This is a genomic window from Neisseria sp. Ec49-e6-T10, from assembly GCF_051132615.1.
GTDB lineage: Bacteria > Pseudomonadota > Gammaproteobacteria > Burkholderiales > Neisseriaceae.
Genome location: NZ_CP152375.1, coordinates 1513350 through 1537065, shown reverse-complemented (window position 1 = coordinate 1537065; position 23716 = coordinate 1513350). Strand labels below are relative to the sequence as shown.

Annotated in this window: 23 protein-coding genes; 6 read left to right on the top strand and 17 right to left on the bottom strand. The window is 39.5% G+C overall.

Annotated elements, in window-relative coordinates; genetic code table 11:
• Position 1: 1 nt before the first annotated feature.
• From mraY to pilM, 16 genes are all read right to left on the bottom strand, one after another.
• Positions 2-1087: a phospho-N-acetylmuramoyl-pentapeptide-transferase gene (mraY, locus tag AADH04_RS07940; protein ID WP_434779696.1), complete on the bottom strand. Its 1086-nt coding sequence runs from the start codon at positions 1085-1087 to the stop codon at positions 2-4.
• Between the two features lie 11 nt (positions 1088-1098).
• Entirely contained in the window at positions 1099-2454 is a 1356-nt protein-coding gene (locus AADH04_RS07935) for a UDP-N-acetylmuramoyl-tripeptide--D-alanyl-D-alanine ligase (protein WP_434779695.1), read from the bottom strand.
• Complete coding sequence (locus AADH04_RS07930; protein WP_434779694.1) at positions 2454-3929, bottom strand: UDP-N-acetylmuramoyl-L-alanyl-D-glutamate--2,6-diaminopimelate ligase; 1476 nt, start codon at positions 3927-3929, stop codon at positions 2454-2456. The genes AADH04_RS07935 and AADH04_RS07930 overlap by 1 nt, the downstream gene beginning before the upstream one ends.
• A complete protein-coding gene (locus AADH04_RS07925) occupies positions 3930-5693 on the bottom strand; it encodes a peptidoglycan D,D-transpeptidase FtsI family protein (protein WP_434779693.1) in 1764 nt (587 codons plus the stop codon). It abuts the gene before it with no gap.
• 10 nt (positions 5694-5703) lie between these two features.
• Complete coding sequence (gene ftsL, locus AADH04_RS07920) at positions 5704-5961, bottom strand: cell division protein FtsL (protein WP_434779692.1); 258 nt, start codon at positions 5959-5961, stop codon at positions 5704-5706.
• A gap of 3 nt (positions 5962-5964) precedes the next feature.
• The gene (gene rsmH / locus AADH04_RS07915; RefSeq protein WP_434779691.1) at positions 5965-6912 is read right to left on the bottom strand and encodes a 16S rRNA (cytosine(1402)-N(4))-methyltransferase RsmH; all 948 of its coding nucleotides are present in this window, start codon (positions 6910-6912) and stop codon (positions 5965-5967) included.
• Entirely contained in the window at positions 6909-7355 is a 447-nt protein-coding gene (gene mraZ, locus AADH04_RS07910; RefSeq protein ID WP_434779819.1) for a division/cell wall cluster transcriptional repressor MraZ, read from the bottom strand. The genes rsmH and mraZ overlap by 4 nt, the downstream gene beginning before the upstream one ends.
• Before the next feature lie 198 nt (positions 7356-7553).
• On the bottom strand, positions 7554-8801 hold the full coding sequence (gene glyA / locus AADH04_RS07905; RefSeq protein ID WP_434779690.1) for a serine hydroxymethyltransferase: 1248 nt from the start codon (positions 8799-8801) through the stop codon (positions 7554-7556).
• 123 nt (positions 8802-8924) lie between these two features.
• A complete protein-coding gene (locus tag AADH04_RS07900) occupies positions 8925-9575 on the bottom strand; it encodes a hypothetical protein (protein ID WP_434779689.1) in 651 nt (216 codons plus the stop codon).
• 34 nt (positions 9576-9609) lie between these two features.
• Positions 9610-10683 (bottom strand): 3-dehydroquinate synthase, encoded by a 1074-nt coding sequence (gene aroB / locus AADH04_RS07895; protein WP_434779688.1) that lies wholly within the window; start codon positions 10681-10683, stop codon positions 9610-9612.
• Positions 10684-10685: 2 nt separating this feature from the next.
• A complete protein-coding gene (gene aroK, locus AADH04_RS07890) occupies positions 10686-11225 on the bottom strand; it encodes a shikimate kinase AroK (RefSeq protein ID WP_434779687.1) in 540 nt (179 codons plus the stop codon).
• Positions 11226-11267: 42 nt separating this feature from the next.
• The gene (gene pilQ / locus AADH04_RS07885; RefSeq protein WP_434779686.1) at positions 11268-13349 is read right to left on the bottom strand and encodes a type IV pilus secretin PilQ; all 2082 of its coding nucleotides are present in this window, start codon (positions 13347-13349) and stop codon (positions 11268-11270) included.
• Positions 13350-13370: 21 nt separating this feature from the next.
• Entirely contained in the window at positions 13371-13904 is a 534-nt protein-coding gene (locus tag AADH04_RS07880) for a pilus assembly protein PilP (RefSeq protein WP_434779685.1), read from the bottom strand.
• A gap of 1 nt (position 13905) precedes the next feature.
• Positions 13906-14535: a type 4a pilus biogenesis protein PilO gene (locus AADH04_RS07875; RefSeq protein WP_434779684.1), complete on the bottom strand. Its 630-nt coding sequence runs from the start codon at positions 14533-14535 to the stop codon at positions 13906-13908.
• The gene (locus AADH04_RS07870; RefSeq protein WP_434779683.1) at positions 14532-15092 is read right to left on the bottom strand and encodes a PilN domain-containing protein; all 561 of its coding nucleotides are present in this window, start codon (positions 15090-15092) and stop codon (positions 14532-14534) included. Before AADH04_RS07870 ends, AADH04_RS07875 begins: the two co-directional genes overlap by 4 nt.
• Complete coding sequence (gene pilM, locus AADH04_RS07865; protein ID WP_434779682.1) at positions 15089-16189, bottom strand: type IV pilus assembly protein PilM; 1101 nt, start codon at positions 16187-16189, stop codon at positions 15089-15091. The genes AADH04_RS07870 and pilM overlap by 4 nt, the downstream gene beginning before the upstream one ends.
• A 146-nt stretch (positions 16190-16335) precedes the next feature.
• On the opposite strand from pilM, the gene AADH04_RS07860 reads away from it, so the two are divergent.
• The 6 genes from AADH04_RS07860 (at position 16336) to murA (ending at position 22711) form a co-directional block, all read left to right on the top strand.
• Positions 16336-18810, top strand: a complete 2475-nt coding sequence (locus AADH04_RS07860) for a penicillin-binding protein 1A (RefSeq protein ID WP_434779681.1) — start codon at positions 16336-16338, stop codon at positions 18808-18810.
• 92 nt (positions 18811-18902) lie between these two features.
• Positions 18903-19355 carry a YaiI/YqxD family protein gene (locus AADH04_RS07855; RefSeq protein WP_434779680.1) on the top strand — a complete coding sequence of 151 codons (453 nt, stop codon included), beginning with the start codon at positions 18903-18905 and terminating at the stop codon, positions 19353-19355.
• 151 nt (positions 19356-19506) lie between these two features.
• Entirely contained in the window at positions 19507-20430 is a 924-nt protein-coding gene (locus AADH04_RS07850) for an ABC transporter ATP-binding protein (RefSeq protein ID WP_434779679.1), read from the top strand.
• A gap of 5 nt (positions 20431-20435) precedes the next feature.
• Complete coding sequence (locus tag AADH04_RS07845) at positions 20436-21191, top strand: ABC transporter permease (RefSeq protein WP_434779818.1); 756 nt, start codon at positions 20436-20438, stop codon at positions 21189-21191.
• A gap of 3 nt (positions 21192-21194) precedes the next feature.
• Positions 21195-21440, top strand: coding sequence for a BolA family protein (locus AADH04_RS07840; RefSeq protein WP_434779678.1), 246 nt, complete (start codon positions 21195-21197; stop codon positions 21438-21440).
• Positions 21441-21457: 17 nt separating this feature from the next.
• Positions 21458-22711, top strand: a complete 1254-nt coding sequence (gene murA / locus AADH04_RS07835) for a UDP-N-acetylglucosamine 1-carboxyvinyltransferase (protein ID WP_434779677.1) — start codon at positions 21458-21460, stop codon at positions 22709-22711.
• A gap of 51 nt (positions 22712-22762) precedes the next feature.
• Here the strand turns inward: murA and AADH04_RS07830 are convergent, their stop codons facing one another.
• Entirely contained in the window at positions 22763-23560 is a 798-nt protein-coding gene (locus AADH04_RS07830; protein ID WP_434779676.1) for a hypothetical protein, read from the bottom strand.
• Between the last annotated feature and the right edge of the window lie 156 nt (positions 23561-23716).

Sequence of the window (23716 nt, the reverse complement as noted above, 5' to 3'; positions counted from 1 at the left end):
ATCAACGCAGTTTAAGTGTTGCCAAACCAATTAAGACCAAGATCATGGTCACAATCCAAAAACGCACCACAACTTGTGTTTCTTTCCAACCTTTTTGTTCATAATGATGATGCAAAGGGGCCATACGGAAAATTCGCTTCTTGCGCATTTTATAGGACCCTACTTGCAACATAACAGAGAGTGTTTCGACGACAAAAAGCCCACCCATAATAAACAAAACAATTTCTTGCCGAATAATCACAGCAACAGTACCTAATGCAGCACCTAGCGCCAAAGCACCAACATCGCCCATAAACACTTGAGCCGGATAAGCATTGAACCACAGGAACCCTAAACAGGCACCGCAGATGGCGGCACAAAAAATCACAACTTCATTGACGCCAACAATATGAGGTAACTGTAAATATCGAGCAAAATCAGCATGCCCCTCTACATAAGCGAATACAGATAATCCTGCTGCAACAAGGAATACAGGCAAAGCAGCCAAACCATCTAACCCATCAGTTAAGTTTACTGCATTAGATGTGCCCACAATGACAAAATAAGTCAGTATACAAAAACCAATACCACCCAAAGGATAGGCAATATTTTTAAAAAAGGGGACAATAAATTCTGTAGAAGCAGGTAAATGAGCAGAATAGAACAGAAAAATACCTGCTCCGATTGCAATAGAAGACTGCCAAATCATTTTAAATCGGGCAGAAACACCATTTGGATCTTTATAAACCACCTTACGCCAATCATCATAAAAACCCAAGGCGCCGGTACCTAAAGTAACCAATAACAAAACCCAAGTATAGTGATTGGCTAAATTTGACCATAATAAAGTGCTACAAGTAATGGACAGTAAAATCAATGAGCCCCCCATTGTTGGGGTGCCAGCCTTAATTAAATGTGTTTGGGGTCCATCTGTTCGAATTGCTTGACCAACCTTTAACTCAGTTAACTTACGAATTACCCATGGTCCCAAAATCAAACTGAGCACAAGAGAGGTCAGTGCAGACATGACCGCACGAAACGTTGTGTAACCAAAAACGTTGAAAAAATGAATATACTCATCTAAAAAATTTGCTAACCACAATAGCACAAAACAACTCCTTAATTACAGGCAAGTAATGCGTCCACTACTCGCTCCATTTTCATAAAACGTGACCCCTTTACAAGCACATTAGTGTCTTGACTCAGTAAAGGCCTCACATAAGATACCAACTCATCAATTTGAGTAAAATGTTTTGCTTGCTCCCCAAAAGCAACTGTAGCAGACGCACTTAAGTCACCTAAAGTAATTAAATAATCTACTTGTGCTTTTTTTGCATATGTCCCTATTTCCTGATGCAACACCTTGGCATTGTCTCCCAACTCGCCTAGGTCGCCCAGAATCAATATTCTATTTGGCATAAAACGACTCAAAACATCAATAGCTGCTCTAACTGACTCTGGGTTAGCATTATAAGTATCATCAATAATACGAGATCCTGCATACCCTGTTTTTTGTTGCAATCTACCTTTGATATTTTGAAAGTTTGCCAATGCCTTTGCGATGATTTCAAGCGGAACATCAGCACACAAGGCCAGACTAGACGCAGCACACGCATTACTGACATTATGTTTACCCGCCACAGGCAAATGGATGTCTTGCTCTCCTTTTGGCGTACAGAGTATAAACTGGCTACTTAAAGGCTCAAGTGTTAATGCTTTTGCATGAACATCACCATGTTCTACACCAAAACTCATACAATATTGGCTGTGAATGGCTGCTTTAAATATATTTGCATATTGATCTTCTTGAGGATAAATGCCCACACCACTTTCAGACAACCCTATATAAATTTCACTTTTTGCTTTTGCTATATCGGCAACGCTGTCAAATCCACAACCAATATGGGCTCGTTGTGCATTATTAACCAAAGCAATATCTGGTTGTGCAATCTGAGTGAGCCGAGTCAACTCGCCAAAATGATTCATACCCATTTCAATGACAGCAAAACGATGCTCGGGTGTAAGTTTTAGCAATGTAAGGGGTAAGCCAATTTCATTATTAAAATTGCCTTCCGTTGCCAAAACCGATTGTACGGGTACAAATTCTTTTAAAATACACAAAACCATTTCTTTGACAGTGGTCTTACCGCTAGAACCCGTGATGCCTAACAAGGTTAAATTTAACGATTTTCTCCATTGATGCGCTAAAGTACCTAAAGCCTGTAAGGTATCGTCTACTTTAATTAAACGAGGGTCTTCCATTTCAAAATCACAACAAACAACAGCCGCTACAGCACCTTTTGCCAAAACTTCTGAAACAAACTGATGCCCATCAAAATGCGCACCTTTTAAAGCAAAAAATACATCGTTTACCGTTACCTTACGGCTGTCTGTACTGATGCCATGAACAATACTATTTTGTATTGGTTTTTCCTGACCTAATGCTTGATAAATGAAGTTGAGATCTAGATTCATTACCTACCTGCCAATGCCGCTTGAGCAATTTCGAAGTCTGAAAAGTGGTGTTTGATACCAGCTATATCTTGGTAAATTTCATGTCCTTTACCTGCGATTAAAATAATATCATGATCAGCGGCCAGCTTAATAACCGTTTCTATCGCTTTTTTTCTATCCACTTCAATTAAAGTGGCTTCAGGAACAGCAGGTAAAATATCACGAATAATAGCAATAGGCTCTTCTAGCCTAGGGTTATCACTGGTCACGACAGGACAATCTGCATACTTTTGCACAACAGCCCCCATAAGTGGCCGTTTGCCTTTATCTCGATTACCACCACAACCAAAAACACACCAAAGCTTACTGTTATTTGGCTTAATTTCTTGTAAGGTAATCAACGCTTTTTCTAATGCATCTGGCGTATGAGCATAATCGATGACCACTAAAGGTTTTGAATCATTGATTAAACAATCCATACGTCCCGTTGCAGGTTTTATTTTGGGTAAAACCTGGCAAACATTCTGTAAAGAATAACCTTGAGCACATAATACAGCCAATGTTGCAGCTAAATTCTGAGCATTAAAACGCCCCAGCAATGTCGTGTTGATTGTACAACTGCCCCAAGGCGTTTGAAAATCGATGCTCATTCCTGCCAAAGACGCTTTAAAACTGAGGATGCGAACACTGGCATCTTCAGAAAAACCATAAGAAACAACTTCTAGTTTAGGTTTTTCTAACAATAACCTCTTATAAAGGCTTTGCCCAAAAGTATCATCCACATTAATAATGGCATGTTTCAAATCAGGCCAAAGAAACAGTCGGCTTTTTGCCTCACCATATTCTTCAAAAGAGCCATGGTAATCCAAATGATCTCGAGTTAAATTGGTGAAAATAGCACTGTTAAAATGTACGCCATTCACACGATATTGGTCCAAACCATGGCTAGATACCTCCATAGCAATGGCCTTTGCGCCTTCTTTAGAAAAATCCGATAACAAATGCTGGACAGTCACTGCGTCTGGTGTCGTATGTGTTGTATCTTGCAGTTGGTCAAAGAAACCGTTGCCTACTGTGCCAATAATGGCGCAACGCTCTTGCAATAAATCCAAAGCTTGTGCCAACCATTGAGTAATGGATGTTTTACCATTGGTACCCGTTACGCCAATTACATTAAGCTGTCTTGATGGCTCATCTAAAAAATAAGCAGCAACTTCTCCTACTCGTTCACTCAAATTCGTAATCGGTAAATTATCTATTTGTTTGTCTGATGTCCATTGAAATTGATCTGCATCATCCCATAAAACACAATCAGCACCTTGCTCAATTGCAGAAGCAATATAACTTCGACCATCGGTATGTTCTCCTTGACAGGCAAGAAAAACATATCCCGAATCAATTTTTCTACTATCAGCACTGATATGATGATGATATTTGTCTTTAAATGGTTTCAAAAAATCGCAATCTAAAGAATTAGGTACAATTGAATGATCCATTTAAGTTTGACCTCTTTCATTATTTTGACTGCTTGCCTGACGCAACAAAGGCGTTTTAGGTGACTGGTCAGACTCCACACCCAATATACGCAAACTGCCAGAGGCAATACTACTGAACACAGGTCCTGCAACGGCGCCACCATAATAAGCACCTTTTGGCTCATCAATCATCACAGCCACGATCACCTTAGGGTTTTTTGCAGGAGCAAAGCCAACAAATAAGCCAACATGTTTATCAGAAGCATAACGTCCATTTACTAATTTTCTTGCAGTACCTGATTTACCTGCCACTTCATATCCTTCAATACTGGCTTGGCGGCCTGTACCACCAACCTCAGTAACAGCCTTCATCATCACGCGCATATTCTGTGCTGTCTGAGGTTTAATAATTTGTGTGCCTTGTGGTTTTCCTTCTTGCTTAACAAAACTAACAGGTAAAAGTTCCCCATTGGTTGTAAAAATCGTGTATGCGCGAGCAAGTTGTAATAAATTTACTTGTAAACCATACCCAAAAGACATTGTTGCCTGTTCAATAGGGCGCCAGTTTTTCCAATTACGTAAACGCCCAGAACTCTCTCCAGGAAAACCTGAATGCATTGGTTGCCCAATTCCTACAGATTGATAAAAGGAATACATCTCCTCAGGAGGGAACATTGCAGAAAGTTTACTGGACCCAACATTTGATGATTTTTGAATAATGCCAGCAACAGTTAGACTTGGATATAAATGTGTATCTTTAACTGTCGCAGGTCCAATATTATATGGGCTGGTATTTAAAACCATATTTGGGTTCACTTTTCCTGAGTCCAATGCCTTAGCTACAGGAATAGGCTTCATTGTCGAACCTGGTTCAAACATATCAACAACTGCTCTATTGCGCCTACTTTCAGGTGTCGATTTTTTCACTTCATTAGGATTAAATGTGGGGACATTTGCCAACGCCAAGACTTCTCCTGTTTGGGCATCCAGCACAACCACACTTGCCGCTTTTGCTTGTGTTTTTTGTACGGCATTTGCTAACTCATTTTGTGCCAACAATTGGATTCTTTGATCCAAAGACAAAACAAGGTTTTTGCCATTACTAGGCCGCTTAGCACTAGGGTCTGCCAAGTCGTCAATAATGTTCCCATGATTGTCTCTTAAAACAACCCGTTTTCCATCTGCACCAGATAATATTCGCTCGCGTGCTAGCTCCAACCCCTCTTGACCCTTACCATCCATCCCAGTAAAACCAACAACATGAGCAAAAACTTCATTCATTGGATAATAACGTTTTGACGCATGTTCAAAACCAATACCCTTAATACGAAGCTCTCTCACCTTTTGAGCAACATCTGGTGTCAGCTGCCTTTTTAGATAAATAAATCCTCGGGTTTTCTGATCCAACTTGGCTTTAAGCTCCTTAGTTGATACACCCAGTAAATGCGCCAAGTCTTTTAACTCTGTTTCAGAAATATCATCCATGGTAGAAGGTGTAGCAAATACATTACGTGTTGGCGCACTTAAAGCCAATGCGGTACCATTTCGGTCTACTATTTGCCCACGCGTAGCAGGAATAGGTAAAGCACGAACAAAACGCATATTAGCCTGACTTTGCAAAAAGTCTTGCTGTTTAACTTGCAAGTATAAGGCTCTTCCAATTAAAGCCATAAAGCCTAACCCCAAAAACAACAAAACCCATACCACACGCCCATTTGGTGTGTTAGGATCTTTTGCTTTATTTGGGGTTGCCATCCCAGAGGGATAATGGCTTTTAATCATCATATCAATTCTTTTACGGTTCTATTACACTAATCTGATCAATACTGGGCGCATATAAGCCCTGTTTTTTTGCCAACTCTTCTACAACGGCATGTTTAGCAAGGCTTGTTTGGACTAAAACAAGCTGTGCATATTCTTCATCTAAACGTTTGGCCTCTTTTTGCGCCTGTTCTAAAGCAATAAAATTTTTTTTTGCCTCATCTTGTAAAACAACGACACCAAATGCTGAAATGATGACTAAAACAAGTAAAAACACATTAAGCTTGTTCATCGGTTAATCTTCCCATGCTCCTGTCGTGCGAGAGACCACTCTCAATCTGGCAGACCTTGCTCTAGGGTTATTTTGCACTTCTAGCTGTGTTGGTTCTTGTGCTTTTCCCTCTAATTTTAAAGGGGGAACAGGTAAATCCTTTTCTTTAACCAATACCCATTTTGGCAATACGGGTGCTTGGGTGTATTTTTTAAAAAACTGTTTTACAATTCTATCTTCTAGCGAGTGAAAGCTGATTATTGCCAAACGCCCATTTGGTGCTAACATGCGGCAAACTTGTGGCAATACCTGCTCTAACTCTTCTAATTCTTTATTAATCAATATCCTTATCGCTTGGAACGTGCGTGTAGCTGGATTTTGCCCTCGTTCGCGAGTACGGACGACTTGCGACACCAGTTCACTGAGCTCAAGCGTTGTCTCAATAGGTTTTTGCTGACGCCGCGCAACAATGGCTGCTGCAATCTGGCGGCTAAACCGCTCTTCACCATAATTTTTTATTACCTCTTGAATGTCATGTTCTGGCGCATCATTTAGCCAATCCTTCGCTGTTTGCCCCTTACTGGTATCCATACGCATATCTAATGGGGCATCAAAACGAAAACTGAACCCTCTTTGTGCTTCATCAATTTGTGGAGAAGAAATACCTAAATCAAACAAAGCGCCATCCAGTTGTTCAACCCCTAATTCATTTAATGCTTTTTTTAAATATCCAAACCCCTGATGCACCACGGTTACCCTAGAATCTTCTTGTGCCAATTTTTGCGCCACGTCTATGGCTCTTGGGTCTTTATCAAAAACAATTAATCTGCCATCTTGCCCTAAAGCTTGGAGGATCAACCTACTGTGCCCTCCACGCCCAAACGTGGCATCAACATAAATGCCATCAGGCTTTATAGCCAATGCTGTTACAGCTTCTTGCAACAATACTGTTACATGAGTCAATGAACTCACAAAGAAAACTCTCCCAAGTGCATTGCCAAATCATCTCGACTAATAGCCAAAGCTTCTTGAGTTTGTGTTTTCCATTTTTCTATATCCCACAACTCAAACCGATTACCCATACCAACCAAAGCCACTTCTTTATTTAAAGCCACTAATTCACGCAATACTGCTGGCAACAACAACCTGCCTGAACCATCCATATTTTGGCTTTCTGCATATCCTAATACTAAACGCTGGTAGGCTTTAAGCACGGGATTACCTGTAGGCAACTTCAACAATTTTTCTTGTACAACAGTCCAACTCTTTTCTGGGTAAAGCAAAAGATGGTCATTCGATTCTAACGTCACAACCAAAGTTGGGGAGTAATGACGTAACAATACCTCGCGGTGTTTAGCTGGTACAGCTAAACGACCTTTATTGTCAACACTCAAAATACTGACGCCACCGAACATAATATATCGTGGAATTTTCTCCACTTTTCCCCATTTTTACCCACTTAGCCGATACTATATGCTCCAATTTGACCTTGGTCAATAAGAATTCATTATTATTTCTTTAATCTCCAAGTACTTAATCATTTTTTTGATGCTTTTTTCCCAAAAAAAAAGCCATCTTTAGGTTAAGATGGCCTTTGATATTCAACGATTTATTTATTTTTCATAAACAGGCAATTGGGCACATAATGCTTGAACCTCTTTTGCTACACGGTTTAGCACTGTTTCATCTTCTGGGTTTTCCAATACATCAGCAATTAAATTACCTAACTGTTCTGTATGAAGCTCTTGAAAGCCTCGAGTGGTGATTGCTGGTGTACCCAAACGGATACCAGAAGTCACAAAAGGTTTTTCTGGGTCATTTGGAATCGCATTTTTATTCACAGTAATATGTGCTTTACCCAGAACCTCTTCTGCCAACTTCCCAGTAATCCCCTTAGGGCGTAAATCTACCAAGAACACATGGCTTTCAGTACGTCCAGAAACAATACGTAAGCCTCTATTTGTGAGCGTTTGCGCCAAAACCTGTGCATTTTTCTTAACTTGCTGTGAGTACGCTTTAAATTCTGCAGATGAAGCTTCTTTAAAAGCAACCGCTTTAGCTGCAATAACATGCATTAAAGGACCACCTTGCAAACAGGGGAAGATGGCAGAATTAAGTTGTTTCTCAAACTCGGCTTTAGCCAAAATCACACCCCCACGAGGCCCTCTTAATGTTTTGTGAGTTGTTGTCGTCACAAAATGAGCATGGGGAACGGGGTTTGGGTATTCTCCTGCAGCAATCAACCCAGCATAGTGAGCCATATCGACAAATAAATAAGCCCCCACTTTATCTGCAATTGCTCTAAAACGTGCCCAATCAATTACCAATGAATAAGCCGAAGCACCAGCAACAATCATTTTTGGTTTATGTTCTAAAGCCAAACGTTCTACTTCATCATAGTCTAGCTCTTCTTTTTCATTCAAACCATAGGCTACAACATTATAGAGTTTGCCAGAAATATTCACGCTGGCACCATGAGTTAAGTGGCCACCATGAGCCAAACTCATACCCAAAATAGTATCCCCTGGCTGCAATACAGAAACATAAACTCCTTGATTGGCCTGAGAACCAGAGTGAGGCTGCACATTAGCGTATTCGGCACCAAATAATTTTTTTACTCGGTCAATTGCCAACTGTTCAACCTGATCAACATACTCACAACCACCGTAGTAACGTTTATTTGGATACCCTTCTGCATATTTATTGGTCAAAATAGAACCTTGTGCCTGCATTACAGCAAAACTGACATAGTTTTCTGAAGCAATCAGCTCTACATGATCTTCTTGCCGGTGGTATTCTGAATCAACAGCTGTAGAAATTTCTGGGTCATAACACGCCAATGTAGCATTTTTAGCAAACATGATTTTCCTTTTTAAGTCATCAATAGCAAAATGCCCCACGCATACCTATGGAGCGTTCAATAATACAACTTTATGCCAAATCATAAGGAGGGCACAACCCTCTCTTGATCATTCACTTCATTTTTACCGATCAAACACACTATTATCAGGTTCATACGGCTTAACCAATTGATCATTTACCCAAACTTCTTTTTTCAGGGGAGTTAAATGGCCTTTTTCTAAAATAGAAGTATGCTTCATAAAATAAGCTCCTTCATAAAAACCCGAAATAAAATTGTCTCCTTCAAATCCATAAAAAGCAAGATCCTTAAAAAAATCCTCTTGCTCCTGCCACTGTCCTTTGCGCCAAACAAACACATGATACATAGGCTGGTTTTCAGTTGAAAAGGCAATATCTTTCACCAACAACCAATACTGCTGCTGAAACTTAAAATTGTAAAAGGGTAATGAGGGTGTCGCTAATGGATAATTGGGCTTCTTGTTCATGACCCATATTGCTGGATTAGGTTTGGTTAAATCATCAAACTCTTGGCATGTTCTAATAGCAAACACTTCTTGAGCATTATCTAAAATTAATTGACTTAACTTATCTCCCAATTGTTTTTGTCCTATTAGCTGATAAGAAATATTATCGCCAAATAACTCATCTTGTTTAGGCTCACATGATAAATCAACTTTAATTGCTTGTGGCTCAATAGGGAAAGTCAATATTTGCTTGTCTTGTGCCACACACAGTGATGACAAAAATAACAAACCTAAAACCAATTTATGCATGTACTTATCCCCTTTGATATTATTTTTTCATTTATTATGATGATAAAACGCTCTCAAGATCTGATATGCTAACTTGGCTGGTGACAAATCCCGATCCTAAAGATTTTAATAAAACAAAACGTATATTTCCCTGAACCACTTTTTTATCATGACTCATATGCTCCAACCATTGACTAACAGCAAATGAAGGAGCTTGGACAGGTAAATTTGCTTTAGTTAATAGCGTTTTCACCCTGACACAATCTGAATTTGCTAAAAACCCCAATTTTTCAGACAACCTACAAGCAAGCATGATACCAGCGGCGACAGCCTCTCCATGCAGCCAAACCCCATATCCCATCTGGGTTTCTATGGCATGACCAAATGTATGTCCTAAATTTAATAATGCACGAACGCCATGCTCTTTTTCATCTTCAGCCACTACTTGCGCCTTCATGTGACAACTGGTTTGAATAGCATATGCGAGCGCTTTTTGATCTCTAGCTAATAACAGGTCCATATTGTCTTCCAGCCACGATAAAAACTGCACATCCTTTATAAGCGCATACTTAATCACTTCTGCTAATCCTGCACTTAACTCTCTATCTGGTAAAGTATTCAATGTATTGATATCAACCAATACGGCTTTAGGTTGATAAAACGCCCCAATCATATTTTTACCTAAAGGATGATTGATTGCTGTTTTCCCACCAACAGATGAGTCAACTTGACTGAGCAATGTTGTAGGCACTTGAATGAAGGGCGCACCCCTTTGGTATGTAGCAGCAGCAAACCCAACCATATCACCAATCACACCTCCGCCTAAAGCAACCAAGGTCGTATTACGCTCCGCTTTTTTGCGCAACAAAGCATCATAAATCAGATTAAGTGTTTCCCAATTCTTATACTGCTCACCATCAGGCAAAATAATGCTAAAAAAAGAAACCCCCATACTTTGCAATGCATATTCAAATGCTCTTAAATATAACGGTGCAATGGTTTCATTTGTGACTATGGCTAACTGATGGGTCAAATAAGGTTGCAAACTATAATGTAATGTATTTAGGCTACCGGCTTGAATAAAAATCGGGTAAGAAGCATCAGGAGTGGAAACAGTTAATGTAATCATGGTTATGAAGATGGATATTGTTCAATTGTTAACAGCAAATTACGCATAAGTGTTGAAAAAAATAACTCACTTGCATCAATGGTAATATCGGCAATTTCTTGGTACAAAGGATCTCTTTGTTTAAATAAAGCTTCTAGTTTTGCTCTAGGATTTTCTGTTTGTAATAAAGGTCGAGTACGATCATAACGGGTACGTTCTAAAATCGCATCAATACTGCTTCGAAGATAAATAACTGTACCATTTTGAGCCAATGCGCGACGATTATCTTCTCTTAAGATAACGCCACCACCGGTTGCCAAAACAATATTTTGTTTTTGGGTTAACTCAGCAATCATTTGGGCTTCACGTGCTCTAAAACGCTCTTCCCCTTCTATTTCGAAAATAGTCGTCACAGGCACACCTGTACGGGCAACAATTTCATGATCAGAATCATAAAAATCTTTACCCAAACGAAAGGCCAACTGTCTACCCACAGTTGTTTTCCCTGCCCCCATTAAGCCTATAAGAAAAAAATTGCCTGCCATATTTATCATGGCAGGCATTGTAACGTACATTAGCGACTATTGTCTTGATTAATTGATCAATTAATAACGAACTTGGTTATCTTTATCTGCTAAAACACGGGGTGTTAAGAAAACAAGAAGCTCTCGTCTATCATTCCTTTTTGTTTTCGATTTAAACAAACTTCCTATAACTGGAATGTCTCCAAGAAGAGGAATTTTGTTTACTCCGCTTTCCTGTTCCTGAACATAAATTCCACCGATGACTACTGTTCCACCATCTTCAACACTAACTTTTGTTGTCACTCGTTGTACAGAGATCGCGGGTTCAGAAGTACCAGAAGTTTGAGGAGAATCTTTTTTGACCTCTACATCCATGATTACATTACCATCTGGTGTAATTTGAGGTGTTACTTTCAGACTCATCACAGCCTTTTTAAACGAAGTGGATGTTGCGCCACTAGAGCTAGCTTCCTGATAAGGAATTTCTGTACCTTCTTCAATATATGCTTCTTGACGATCAGCAGTTAATATCCGAGGACTAGAAATAACTTTTCCCTGTGTTTCAGTTTGCATTGCACTCAACTCCAAACCAAGAGCCATAGAAGCAGTCGCACGATAAATACTGAATAGGCCTGTTGCGCCAGTCACACCTAAGTCAACATTAGGACCAAATTTAAATCCATCATCCCCAGGTTTTGTTGCCTTAGCAAAATTATTAACTGAGGTAACATTATTATCAAGTGTATTGTTTACCCAGTTATTTCGATGGTTACCAGCAACTGAAAATTTTACACCAAGGTCACGAGAAAAACCTTCCTTGGCTTCCACAACTCTGGCTTCAATAATAACTTGTTTTGCAGCTACATCCAGTTGATCGATCAAACCACGTATTTGTTCTAAAACAGGACGAATATCCTTTACAATCAAGGTATTTGTACCGGAGTCAATAACGGCTGTTCCTCTATCAGTTAAAAGAGAAACTTTATTTGCACCTTGCCCTTTTAAAATATCTTCAAATGATTTCACATCTTTATATCTTAAGCGGAATGTTTCTTGAACCAGCTCGCCATTTTCATTTTGCTTTTTATAAGCAACTTGTTTTGCTTCTAATCTAGCCGTATATTCTGAGCGAGGCTCAATTCTGATAACATTATTCTCTTTATGTTGTACTAAATCTCTTGATTCCAAAATTAAATTAAGAGCCTGATCCCAAGGCACATCTTTTAATCTCAAGGTCATATTCCCATTAACTGAATCACTGACTACAACATTAAAGCCAGTAAACTCTGCGATCACTTGTAGAACTGTTCTGACTTCAACATCTTGGAAATTTAAAGAAAGTTTCTGACCTCTATAATTTGGTTTGTCCTCAGTGGCTCCTGCTTTAAAGACTGTTTCATCTTTAGTAACATCAACAACCAATTTATCGTTTGTTTGAAAAGAAGTAAACGTCCAGCCACCAGTTGATTCAAGTACAATTTGCCCACTTCTTCCTTTATTAAAAATATCAACACTCTTCACAGGTGTCGCAAAATCGACAACATCAAGCTTTCTTTGTTGACGACTTGGAATTTGAACACCATCTAAATTAACAATAACCTTATTACCTTGTCTGTTTATGTCAATAGGTGTATTTTTTGCAGGTAATGCAATTTCCAAACGACCAGAGCCATTTTCCCCCCTACGAAAATCAACTTTAGTATTATTTTCAATAGACGAATTGACAGGTACATCTTGTATGGCATTTGTTGTAACATTAGTAGAAACCCGATCAGTAGATGCCACATTTATTTTTGTGCCAACTTTGACCAAAACTGTATTGCCTTGTACTTCCGTTGTGTAATTTGCATTTTCTGTTAAATTTAACAAAACACGTGCACGTCCACCGCCTTCAACCGCAGTAGCAAATCGAACTAAAGACCCTCCTAAATTCACCTGTGGTTTAGTCATTTTAACATTTGCACCCGCAAAATCTAACGCAACACGTGGAGGGTTTGTTGTAGAGAAACTTAGAGGATTTGCCACAGGGCCATCAAATGTAATTTTCACAACATGTTGATCACCACTTACATTACTTGCGCTAATATCAGTAATCGCCGCTGCCCACACACCACTAAAAGCCAGTGTCAGACCAATACCGGATAATATTTTCAATTGTTTCATAATCAATTCCTTAAACTCTTATCAATTTGCTTCAGTCAGAGACACTTGCGTTTCACGGGTAATCCAATTACCATCGGTATCCTCTACTTTTTCTTCTAGAGTTAACCCATCTGATGTAATCGCTGTTACCTTCCCGAAATCTTGGCCCATATAATTTCCAATGCCAACCGCATACACACGACCAGAAACCTTTACCAACGCCTGTATGACTCCCTGTTTTTCCATAGCGCCAACCATTGCTACTTCTGACAGATCAAAGCTTTCCAATGCCTCTTTAGGTCTATCTAAATCTGGCGCACTGGCCGTATTTGTTTGCCTAGCCAAAGTTAACCGCCTTACATCAAAAGCATTGAGTTTAGTTGAAACTTTATGATTATATGGCGTATATGGTACGACAACCGCTAATTCTTGAGCGGGGGCTGTCGCTTCGCTTCTTGTTGTGGCTACCCACGACCGTAAATCATCATGTTCTGCACCACAACCCACCAAAACAACAGAAAAACACAAAATAGCTACAGAACGAAAATTTACTGATTTAAGTAACAAATTATTCATTTTATTCTCCTTCTTCCATGCTATTGCTATCGTCTAATGCTCGATAAGTATTTGCAACAGCCTTCAAAGTGAATAAATCATTACTTTTGCTTTTATCTTTCTCTACTTTGGTTATATTCGGAGCAAGGTTCACATCAGTTAAAGTCACAATTCTTGATAATTGACCAACATCACTTACAAATTTAGCCAATTGCTCAAAACCACCTTGAACGGTAATATTATAAGGCACCGTTTCAATAGGCCCATCCACTTTCCGTGCCAAAGGAGTAATACTGTCCATAACAACTTCATTAGCCATAGCTGCTTGATGAAGTTCTTGTAAGACATTAGGAATATCTACTTCAGATGGCAATTGCTTTAATAAAACCCCAAAAGATTCCTGAATTTGCTCCAACTCCTTCTTTAATAATGGTAAAGCCACAGCTTGAACAGCCAAAGTTTTATATTCTTCCTTCATCTCTAACTCTTGCTTTTTCGCCTTATCTAACTCCCCTAATTGCCCAGAAAAATAAAAGAGATAAGCTACACCTAAAATAGCCAACACAACAATCGCATAGATCGCCATTTTAAACATGGCTGGAAGTTTATATGCCTCACTGAAACTGAACTGACTTAGATCGAAATTTTTCATTCCGTTTCTCCTTCTGACTGTTCAGGCAAAACATCTAGCAAATTAGCTTTCAGAGAAAAACCTTGTACATTTTGATTTTTCTTAATGCCTGTTAACTCTGGAACAGAAAAAATCCCTGTACTAGGCAAACTGCTCATTAACATAGCAATACGATTATCACTAACAGCTTCTCCATTTAACACATATGAATTACCAGACCCCACTAGTGAAGTTAAATAAACACCATCTGGCATCAACTCCGTTAAATCATCCAACATTTTTGCAACCTGCCCACGTTCCCGTTGCAACTCTTCCACTTTTTTCTTACGATCTAAAAGTCTATCTCTCTCTTCTTTCAGAGTTTTCACACTTTCAATTTCCTTCTTTGCTTCATCCACTTTACTTTTTAAAAAAGTAACTCTGGACTTTTGCCCTGATACCTGACTTTCAATTCCCATGGCGATCAAGACTGAAAGAGCAACACCTAAAATAGCTGAAATCACCAGCATCCGAATAAATTGTTTTTCTTGAGCTTGCCGCGCCTGCTCCCGATAGGGAAGCAAATTGATCAGAATCATGCGAACCTCCTTAACGCCAAACCAAATGCCACCAACAATGAAGGAGCATCTTGCACCAGCTGTTTTAAGGCGATATTACTGTTGCTGGAAATATTAGCAAATGGGTTTAAAGTCATTGTACTGATTTGTGTTTTTGCTTGCACTGCTTCTTCCAATGTAGGCAATGCCCCTGTACCACCTGCCAACAAAATCATATCGATTTGTTGATATTGGGCAACATTTACAGTTGAATAGAAAAATTGTAAAGAGCGGTGTATTTCTTGTACCAAACCATCAATAAATGGTTTTCGTACATCCACCTCATAACCAGCAGGTAAATTATTGGTTCGTTTACCCTGATCGGCTTCTTCATAGGTAATGCCATAACGACGCTGGATATCGCGACTTAATTGATGACCGCCGACAGATTGATCTTTATAATACAAAAGCCGACCATTTCTCATGACATGGCATTGCATTTTAGTGGCACCTATATCAAACACAGCAATAGTTTGATTGCTCCATGATCTTTGCGCTTGAGATAAAATAAATTCTACAGCATTCACTGTTGCAAAAGCATCCACATCCAATAAAGATAATGACAATCCTGCTTCATTAACGATTGCCTCTCGTTCCTCTACGGCTTCTTTTCTGGCTGCACATAAAAGCACTTCAACCTCATCAGGCATGTTATTGGCGGCACCAATGATTTGAAAATCTAAATTTACTTCATCCAATGAAATAAGTTGTGAAGCTTCAAATTCAGCGGCAGCTTCTAAACCTTTACTGTCTTCAGCTGGATGGGTAAAAGTTTTAAAAGTGACCATAGCGCTGGGTAAAGCAGCCACAACAGATTTGGTGCCTCCCCCTTGAGCCGTCCATGCCTGACGAACATGTTGTGCTAAAGCATCAATATCCGCCACACGCCCATCGACTACTAATTCTTTTGGGAATGGAACAATAGAGTAGCCATCTAGGTGATATCCTTTCCCCTTTTGGGAAAGTTGTACCATTTTTACCGCACTATTACTGATATCAACCCCGACTAAGGCACTACCCTGACGAGTCGCTACGCTAGTGCTCCCTCCTCCTTTTGGAGTACGTTTTTTGAAAGCCATCTGAGTTTGTCCTAAGTTAAAATTCTTCGGTTAAATTTAGTTAACCCACATATATAATTAAATTTACATTTGGCGTAAGGTAGCTTTATCTTTATACTTTAGGCAAGAGTAAGTTCCATTATTTTACTATTTTTTAGAAGCTGAACATGTTTAAACGTATTTTTACAACGCTTTTTGGTCTATTTTTAGGTTTTTGTATCCTTTTTGCGGGGGTACTCGGCATTGCCGTTATGGTCACTTATCCCAAACTACCAAGTTTGGATGTGGTCACCAATTATCGACCTAAAGTCCCCTTAAGAATTTATACTGCTGATGGCAAATTAATCAATGAATATGGAGAAGAAAGGCGATCCTTCACCAAAATAGAAGACTTTCCCCAAATTTTGAAAAATGCTGTTTTAGCAGCAGAAGATAAACGGTTTTATGATCATTGGGGTGTTGATGTGATTGGTTTAGGTCGTGCGGTACTTGGCAACCTGACCGGCCAACCTATCTCTGGCGCAAGCACGATTACTCAACAAGTTGCAAAAAACTTCTTTTTATCCAGTGAGCGCTCAGTCACGCGTAAATTCAATGAAGCGCTGTTGGCCTATAAAATTGAACAAAACTTGAATAAAAACGAAATTTTGGAGTTGTACTTTAACCAAATTTATCTTGGGCAACGTGCTTATGGTTTTGCCGCTGCATCACAGGCCTATTTTGGTAAACCTGTTGCAAATCTGTCTTTAGCAGAAGCCAGCATGTTAGCAGGACTGCCCAAAGCGCCTTCTGCATTTAACCCAATAGTAAATCCCAAAAGAGCAAAAGAAAGACAAAAATACATTCTGGGCAATATGAAAGAATTGGGCATGATCACGCAAGCTCAATATGACGAAGCAATCAATACTGAGTTGCATTATCAAAAAGCAAAATTGGACCTTGATCAATCAGCCTTATATGTGGGAGAAATGGCCAGACAAGCCATGTATGACAAATATGGTGAAAATGCTTATACACAAGGCTTTAAGGTGTATACAACCATTAACAGTCAAGAACAGCAAGCAGCAACTGAGGCACTTCGTAATGGGCTATTGGCTTATGATCGCTATCAAGCTTATCGTGGCGCAGAAGCTTATATTGATTTAAGCAAATTGGATCAGAAAAACCTGTATGAAGCATTAGATACAGCAATGGAAAGCTTGTTTGACACAGATAATATGCTCGTTGCGGTTGTTTTAAAAGCATCAAACAACAGTGTTGAAGTGTATATGCGCGGAGACAAAATTGAAACGATTACAGGCTCTGGTTTAAATCTGGCAAAAAGAGCAATCAACAATAGTCGGATGAAAGACAAACAAATTCAACCAGGTGCGGTGATTCGTGTTCAACAAGACAAAAATGACAAATGGAAAATCGTACAAATTCCAGAGGTAGAAGGCGCACTTGTTTCGATGGATACACATACGGGTGCTTTAAGAGCCGTTGTTGGTGGTTTTGATTTTAATCATAAAAGCTTTAACCGTGCTATTCAAGCATGGCGCCAGCCAGGTTCAACTTTTAAACCCTTTATTTATTCTGCGGGTATTGAACGTGGCTTAACGGCAGCCACACCAATTAATGACGCGCCCATTTCCATTCCTGGAATGGGGCCCCGTGGTAAAGCGTGGGAACCAAAAAACTCAGATGGTCGTTTTGCTGGTTATATCAGTTTGCATCAAGCCCTTGTTGCTTCTAAGAACATGGTTTCAATCAGAATTCTAATGACTGTGGGCTTAGATTATGGGCGCCAATATGTGACTCGTTTTGGCTTCCAACCTGCAAAAATTCCAAACTCTTTAACCATTGCTTTGGGTTCTGGAGAAACCACACCATTACAAATGGCTGAAGGTTATGCGGTATTTGCTAATGGCGGTTACCGTGTACACTCTTACTTCATTGACCGTATTTATGATGGCTCTGGCAATTTAAAAGCGCAAACCAAACCCTCTGCTGTTGGAGATGGTGCAAAATTGGTGATAGATCCAAGAAATGCGTTCATTATGTACAATATTATGAAAGACATTACCCGCAGAGGGACAGCCGCAAGAGCTTCTGCTTTGGGTAGAAGTGATATCGCAGGGAAAACCGGTACTACCAATGATCATAAAGATGCTTGGTTTGTGGGTTATAACCCTGACTTAGTTGCCGCTGTCTATGTTGGCTATGATCGACCAAGAAGTTTGGGGCGTTTAGGTTTTGGTGGTACAGCCGCATTACCAGTATGGATTGACTATATGAGAAGCGCACTCAAAGGCAAACCTATTGTTGATGTGCCTATGCCCAAAGGAGTGGTCAGAAATGGTGGGGAATATTTTTATCAAGAGTTTCAAAGCACCAACCCTAACCTGGCATTAGACAATCGCTCAGCTAAGGATGTACCCGAAGATGAGATTGATACAAACAATCCTGATCTAACGACAAATGGTGGTACATTCCAACCTAACTTTGGTGGCTCAACTGGCTCACCAGAAGGTGGGGAGCCAGCAAATAGTGGTAACAATACGCCAGCCACACAAAATAGAACAGAAGGTAGTGGCTCACAAACACCAGCTAAAAATCATACAGAACAAGCTGTAGACAATATTAGGGGTTCTTTATTTTAACGAATTTGGTTGAAAAAAATTGAACAGAGGGTTGAAAAACACTCTGTTTTTAATTTGATATAAACTTTTACAAAAAAACCACTGGAGATGACATGCCTCAAATTTGGGTAGATGCAGATGCTTGCCCTAAGGTTATAAAAGAAATTTTATTTCGTGCCGCACCTCGAACAAAAACAATGGTTACGTTTGTCGCAAACAGTTTTTTAACTCTGCCAAATTCACCCTATATTAGGCTCCAACAAGTTGCTAAAGGTTTTGATATAGCAGATAACACAATTATAGAAAAACTATCACCTTCTGATTTAGTCATTACTTCTGATATCCCCTTAGCAGATGAAGCATTAACAAAAAATGCCGTTGTTTTAACACCTAGGGGGGCATCATTGACAAAAGAAAACATTAAAGAAAAATTAATGATGCGGGATTTTATGGACACCTTACGCGCCAGTGGGATCCATACAAATGGTCCAGACAGTATGAATACACAAGACAGGCAATTATTTGCTAAAGAACTGGATCAATGGCTACAAAAATATACATCATAAAACCTATCAAAATAGGCTCTTTAACAAAAAGCTAGGTTCTTTGACTATATTAGAAAAATATCTGGCAAGAACAAAAATAAAAGCTCCGACAGAATAGTAGATTTGGCGTATAATTGCTTTTTTTGGTTCGTTAATCTACGATTTTCTATTTATGTCTGGTTTTGCCATTTCAATTGAACACGTCAGCAAAATTTACCCTAATGGGTTTCAAGCGCTAGACAATATAAGCTTTAATGTTAAAGAAGGGGAATTCTTTGCCCTATTAGGTCCCAATGGTGCGGGGAAAACAACGCTGATCAGTGCCATGTCAGGCTTAGGCAAGCAATCTTCTGGCACAATTAAAATTATGGGCTTTGACACGCAAAAAGACGCTTATCAAGCAAGAATGAATTTGGGCGTAGTCCCTCAAGAATTGGTTTTTGATCCGTTTTTTACGGTAAAAGAAGCTTTACGTTTTCAATCCGGCTACTTTGGCATTAAAAATAACGAGGCATGGCTGGATGAGATTTTAGAAAAATTAGGATTAGCAGACAAAGCCAAAACCAATATGCGTGCCCTTTCAGGTGGGATGAAAAGGCGAGTTATGGTTGCTCAATCTTTAGTACATCGCCCCCCAGTGATTATTTTAGATGAGCCAACGGCAGGCGTTGATGTGGAACTTCGGCAAAATTTATGGAGCTTTATTCAAGAGTTAAATCAACAAGGCGGTCATACCATCGTATTAACCACCCATTATTTGGAAGAAGCTCAAGCGCTATGTAACCGTATAGCCATGCTAAAGCGAGGTAAATTAATTGCCTTGGATGAAAAAGAGCATCTACTGAATAATGAAACAGGGCATCTACTGTGGATACAAATTGATCAGGTTTTACCAGAACCTCTCAGGCCACTTTTTTTAAGACAGCAAGATAGTGGTTTGGTTTTACAGCTAACACAATTAGAACAGGTCGCTGATGTCGTTACCTTACTTCAACAGAGTCATATTAAACTGAATAAAATGCAGATATTACAAAATGATTTAGAAGAGGTCTTTTTACGTCTGACCCATGATGATGAAAAGAATCAAAGAACATGAACCAAATGACTGGCTTTTATACCCTTTTTAAAAAAGAGATTTTGCGTTTTTGGAAAGTAGGTTTTCAAACACTCACCGCACCTATTATTTCAGCCTTACTTTATCAGATGATTTTTTCTCATGCGCTGAAAAATCAGGCCGAAGCTTACCCAGGCGTAAGCTTTGCAGCTTTTTTAATTCCAGGTCTGGCGATGATGAGTATGGCACAAAATGCATTTGCCAATACTTCTTCCAGCCTGATCCAATCCAAAATCACAGGTAATTTGGTTTTTATTTTGCTGCCACCTATTTCAGCCTTTTCTTTTTACTGCGCCTATGTCGGCGCCTCTATCGTTAGAGGACTACTTGTCGGCTTGGGTGTATTATTAGCAACAGCCTATTTTGGTTTAACCTTCCCTGTTGCCCCTATATGGACAATTGTTTTCGCCATACTGGCTTGCGGTGTCATGGGGGCTTTTGGTTTACTGGCTGGTATTTGGGCAGAAAAATTTGACCAACTGGCGGCTTTTCAAAATTTCTTTATCATGCCATTGACCTTTTTGTCTGGTGTATTTTATTCTATTAATGGTTTGCCTGCATTCTGGAAAGGGGTAAGCCATTTCAACCCTATTTTTTATATGGTTGATGGTTTCCGTTTTGGTTTTTTTGGACACAGCGATGTTTCTGTCTGGCTGTCACTTACGGTTGTGAGCGCATTTTATCTTGTGCTGAGCCTATGGACTTGTCACTTACTGAGAACTGGCTATAAATTAAGGGATTAAATTATGTTGACACCTGAACATGTAAAAACAATGATCGAGCAAATCATACCATGTGAAGAAGTGATCGTTGAGGGTGATGGCCACCATTTTTTTGCACAAATCATCAGTACTCAATTTGAGGGACTAAGCCGTTTAGCCAGACATAGATTGATTAAAGACGCTCTGGCCGAAAGAATTGCCAGTAATGAGCTGCATGCTTTATCAATCAATAAAGCGATGACCCCAGATGAATGGCAAAAACAACCCTAAGCCCCAAGGAAAATTTTATGGAAAAATTAAAAATAACAGGTAATGGCCCTTTACATGGGGAAATTGTGATTTCTGGTGCAAAAAACGCAGCTTTACCTATTTTATGTGCCTCTTTATTAACAAAAGAAACACTCAAGCTGACTAATGTACCTATGTTACGTGATGTGGCCACGACCCAAAAATTATTACAAGGTATGGGCGCTCGGGTAATGACCGATAATGTTCAAGAATTTGAGTTAACCTGTGGCAGTGTCAACAATTTAGTGGCGCCTTATGATTTGGTCAAAACCATGAGGGCCTCTATTTTAGTATTGGGGCCAACACTGGCTCATTTTGGCGAAGCGACTGTCAGCTTACCTGGGGGATGTGCTATTGGTTCGCGCCCAGTAGACCAACACATTAAAGGCTTAATGGCAATGGGGGCAGAAGTCACGATTGATCATGGTTATGTCCATGCAAAAGCAGCTCGTTTGCAAGGCGCCCGTATCATTATGGATATGGTCACAGTGACTGGAACAGAAAATTTACTGATGGCCGCAACACTGGCAAAAGGACAAACTGTTCTAGAAAATGCGGCAACCGAGCCTGAAGTCACTGATTTGGCTCATTGTCTTAATGCCATGGGGGCAAAAATCACGGGCATTGGAACGCCAACTTTGGTTATTGAAGGTGTGGACAGTTTACACAGTGCCACTCATTCCATCGTACCTGACAGAATCGAAGCGGGTACATTTTTATGTGCGGCTGCGGCAACTAGAGGAAAAATTATCTTAAGAAAAGCTGCGCCAAAGACAATGGATGCGGTTTTGGATAAGCTTGTTGAAGCAGGTGCTATTATTGAAGCGGGGGAGGACTGGATCAGCTTAGATATGCCCAAACGGGCACATGCAGTCAATATTCGGACCTTACCTTACCCAGCTTTTCCCACAGACATGCAAGCTCAATTTATGATGCTCAATAGTATTGCAGAAGGCACCAGTACAGTGACAGAAACCATTTTTGAAAATCGGTTTATGCATGTACCTGAATTAAACCGCATGGGTGCACATATTGAAGCGGAAGGCAATACGGCAATTATCCATGGCGTTGAAAAATTATCAGGAACCACTGTTATGGCAACCGACTTACGCGCGTCAGCCTGCTTAGTGATGGCAGGGCTGGTTGCACAAGGCGAAACCATAATAGAAAGAATTTACCACTTAGACAGAGGTTATGAGCATATTGAAACAAAATTAGGGGGAGTAGGTGCTCAAATAGAAAGGGTACAGTAAATTATTTAATGTTCTTGTAAAAGCCTTAGATTTTTCCTAAGGCTTTTATTTTTATTGAGTCGCAAATAGCCCTTTTGCACTTTTCACACTGATTTTTTGATATTGTGCATATGATCGAGCCACTGCCTCGCGTGTTTGCTCAGCGGACTGTTGCGCTACCCATGAATTGACTAATGCGTTTAAAACATAAGCTTCTGGCGCCATATAATTTGTTGTCATCATTGCAGGACGAATACCTGTACGTTCAAACTGAGGTAAAAAATAAGGCTTACTTTTACAAGCAAAAACAGCGGCTTGACGCTGGCTGTTTTGTGTTCTTATTTGTTGATCTGTAATTTTAGGTGCTTTTAGATTAAATCTTGCTAAAGAAAAATCCATTAAAGCATTATGCCCTACATAGACAACCAGATCTGCCCCTCCGCCAGCCATAATATTTTTTTGCTGTACGGTGATTTTTTCTTTTTTTGTCCCGGCAATAAATTGATAAAAGCCTTGAATCGTTTGTTGTATAAATTGCCCATCATAAGCATCAGCAACCATGTAAACATCTTTGGTTTTATGCTTAAAAATAAGCCGTTCTAGAATATTATTTTGGGTGCCTTTTATAGACGAAATTAATGTCCAATTGGGTTGCTTTTTCATAAATGTTTTCACACCATAAGCTGCCCCCCAATATAGATTATTGGTTGGATCCTGCCCATTTCCTATTTTTGCAGGAACGGGCACAATACCCTGATATTTGTTATCACATAAAGCAACCACCACATGCACAACTTTGGTTTTTGCTAAGATATGAGGAGAAAAGAAACATAAAACGGTAGTCAAAACAATTAGAATGATTCTTTTCATTATTCATCACTTTCTTTATCATCATTTTTCAATTATATCATTTAATCTATTGATAAAAATTCCTAAAAAGATGATTATGAACAAATTTTTATCTTCAAAAAACGTTTTTTGTGCTGATATAGATTAAAATAAGCTACAATGCGCTTCCCATTATTT